The following is a 3,145-nucleotide window of genomic DNA, read 5'->3' on the forward strand; positions in this document are numbered from 1 at the left end:
AGCTTGGCGCCAGCAGGATGATCGACATCACCATGCCCAGCGACTGCGCCCAGTCAGGCAGGGCGGTGTAGTGCAGGTGGTGCGGGCCGGCCCAGATGTACAGAGTGATCAGCGCCCAGAAGTGCACGATCGACAGCCGATACGAGTAGATCGGCCGCTCGGCCTGTTTGGGCACGAAGTAGTACATCATCCCCAGGAAACCGGTGGTCAGGAAGAAGCCCACCGCGTTGTGGCCGTACCACCACTGGATCATCGCGTCGGTGGCGCCGGCGTAGGCCGAATATGACTTGAACAGGCTTACCGGCAGCGAGATGTGGTTGACGATGTGCAGCATCGCGGTGACCACGATGAAGGCACCGTAGAACCAGTTGCCGACATAGATGTGCTTGGTCTTGCGCTTGACGATGGTGCCGAAGAACACCAGCCCGTAGGTGACCCAGACGATGGCCAGCAGGATTGCCAGCGGCCATTCGAGCTCGGCGTATTCCTTGGTGGTGGTGTAGCCCATCGGCAGGGTGATCAGTGCGCCGACGATCACTGCCTGCCAGCCCCAGAAGGTGAAGGCGGCCATGCTGTCGGAGATCAGCCGGGTCTGGCAGGTGCGCTGCACCACGTAGTAGCTGGTGCCGAACAGCGCACAGCCGCCGAAGGCGAAGATCACCAGGTTGGTGTGCAGCGGGCGCAGGCGGCCGAAGCTGGTCCAGGGCAGGTCCAGGTTCAGTTGCGGCCACACCAGCTGCGAGGCGATGAAGACGCCGAGGCCCATGCCAAGGATCCCCCAGACCACCGTCATGATGGCGAACTGGCGGACGACCTTATAGTTATAAGCAGTCGGACTGATTGCTGTGCTCATTCTAAGGTTCCACGGTTTTGATGTTCTTGTTGGTCGAAAAATCGGCGCCAGTATTGATAACCACCGCGGTTACCGCAACGCAACTTTGGTACGCCGACCCGTGTCCGGGCCCGTTCACTGATGTCCCGCAGCGATCGGGTCTGAACGATTGTACACAAATAAATATTTGTAATGTGTACCGTTTTTCATATTTTTCTGATCGATCGGTCAGGCTTTTATCGGGGCGGCGACAGGCCATGCGCCGCGTCTGCGTCGGCCCTTTTGGAGCGACGCCCGCTGAGGCAACAAGCTTAGTTGTGTTCGGAGGGGGTGCAAGGGAGGGTATGTGGCGGGCAAGAGCGGGGACCGCTTTGCGACCCTATCGCCGGCAAGCCAGCTCCCACAGGATTTCACAACGCTGAAGTCTTGCGCTGTACCTGTGGGAGCTGGCTTGCCGGCGATGGGCTGCAAAGCAGCCCCCGGGTGTTACTGGGCGGTGAGGTTTTCAGGCTCCTGCGACAGGCTGTACACATAAGCCGCCAACAGATGCACTTTGTCATTACCCTGGATCTCGGCCTGCGCCGGCATCTGCCCCTGGCGACCATAGCGAATGGTCTGCTGCAGCTGCGCAAAGCTCGAACCATAGATGAACGCCTGCGGATGAGTCAGGTCCGGCGCCCCCATGGCCGCTGTACCTTTCCCTTCCGGCCCGTGGCAGGCCACGCAGTTGGCGGCGAAAACCTCCTTGCCCTTGGCCGCGTCGGCCTTGATCCCTTCCGGCAGGCTGCGGCCATCGAGGTTGGTCAGCACGAACGCAGCCACATCCGCCACGCCCTGCTCGCCGATCACTTGCGCCCAGGCCGGCATCACACCGTGGCGGCCGTTCATGATCGAAGCCTTGATGGTTTCCGGCTCGCCACCCCAACGCCAGTCCTTGTCGGTGAGGTTGGGGAAGCCATAGGCACCCTTGGCGTCCGAGCCATGGCACACCGAACAGTTCGATGCGAACAGGCGCCCGCCCATCTTCAGCGCTTGCGGGTCCTTGGCCACTTCCTCGACTGGCATGGCGGCGTACCTGGCGAAGATCGGGCCGAACCTGGCATCCGCCTTGTCCATTTCCTTTTGCCATTCGTTGACGCCGGTCCAGCCGTTTTCATAGCCCGGCAGGATACCTTTCCAGTTGCCCAGGCCCGGGTAGAGGATCAGGTAGCCGACCGAGAACACCAGGGTGCCGACGAACAGCCAGAACCACCACTTGGGCAGCGGGTTGTCGTATTCCTCGATGCCGTCAAAGCTGTGGCCCATGGTCTGGTCGGTGGTGTTGTTGCTCTGGCCCTTGCGGGTCGACAGCAACAGCCAGGTCAGGCCGATCAGGCTGCCGATGGTCAGTACGCTGATGTACGTACTCCAGAAGGTGGTCATTGCCCATTACTCCTAACGGCAGTCTTGGCAGGTTCCTGCCCGGCAGCGGGCAGGCGGTCGTCGTCGAAGGGCAGCAGGCGCGCTTCGGCGAAATCACGGTCGCGGCGGCGGTTGAATACCCACAGGCTGAGGCCGATGAAGGCGATCATCACCACCAGGGTGCCCAGACCGCGGATCATGCCGATGTCCATTTCCATCGCAGTCACCTCTTGTTCTTGATCGCGGTGCCGAGCACCTGCAGGTAGGCGACCAGGGCATCCATCTCGGTCTTGCCCTTGACCGCCTCGCGGGCCCCGGCAATGTCTTCGTCGGTGTACGGCACGCCGAGGGTGCGCAGGGTGCGCATCTTGGTGTCGGTGTGGCTGTTGTCGACCTGCTCGGCCACCAGCCACGGGTACGACGGCATCTTCGACTCCGGTACCACGTTGCGCGGGTTGTACAGGTGCGCGCGGTGCCAGTCGTCCGAGTAGCGGCCACCGACCCTGGCCAGGTCCGGCCCGGTGCGTTTGGAGCCCCACAGGAACGGGTGGTCCCACACGCTCTCGCCGGCCACCGAGTAGTGGCCGTAGCGTTCGGTTTCGGCGCGGAACGGGCGGATCATCTGCGAGTGGCAGCCCACGCAGCCTTCGCGGATGTAGATGTCGCGGCCTTCCAGTTGCAGCGCCGTGTAGGGCTTCATGCCCTCCACCGGCTTGTTGGTCACATCCTGGAAGAACAGCGGGACGATCTGGGTCAGGCCGCCGATACTGACGGCGAACACCATCAGCAGGGCCAGCAGGCCGACGTTTTTCTCGATGACTTCATGTTTCATCAGGCAGGTCTCCTCAAGCCAGCTGGGCGTTCGCAGGGGCGATATCGAGCGCCGGCGAACGGACGGTGCGCCAGGTGTTC

4 protein-coding genes are annotated in these 3,145 nt (G+C 62.3%); all 4 read right to left on the reverse strand.

All coding sequences use genetic code 11. The annotated features are described in order from the left end of the window. On the reverse strand, positions 1–853 hold an 853-nt coding region (locus HP546_RS28180; RefSeq protein ID WP_172232482.1), incomplete at its 3' end, for a cbb3-type cytochrome c oxidase subunit I. Between the two features lie 465 nt (positions 854–1,318). Then, positions 1,319–2,254 carry a cytochrome-c oxidase, cbb3-type subunit III gene (gene ccoP, locus HP546_RS28185; RefSeq protein ID WP_172232485.1) on the reverse strand — a complete coding sequence of 312 codons (936 nt, stop codon included), beginning with the start codon at positions 2,252–2,254 and terminating at the stop codon, positions 1,319–1,321. Next, on the reverse strand, positions 2,251–2,451 hold the full coding sequence (locus tag HP546_RS28190) for a cbb3-type cytochrome c oxidase subunit 3 (RefSeq protein WP_172232488.1): 201 nt from the start codon (positions 2,449–2,451) through the stop codon (positions 2,251–2,253). Before HP546_RS28190 ends, ccoP begins: the two co-directional genes overlap by 4 nt. Before the next feature lie 5 nt (positions 2,452–2,456). Beyond that, positions 2,457–3,065 (reverse strand): cytochrome-c oxidase, cbb3-type subunit II, encoded by a 609-nt coding sequence (gene ccoO / locus HP546_RS28195; protein ID WP_172232491.1) that lies wholly within the window; start codon positions 3,063–3,065, stop codon positions 2,457–2,459. Positions 3,066–3,145 lie beyond the last annotated feature (80 nt).

Source organism: Pseudomonas sp. CM25 (assembly GCF_013179705.1).
GTDB lineage: Bacteria > Pseudomonadota > Gammaproteobacteria > Pseudomonadales > Pseudomonadaceae > Aquipseudomonas.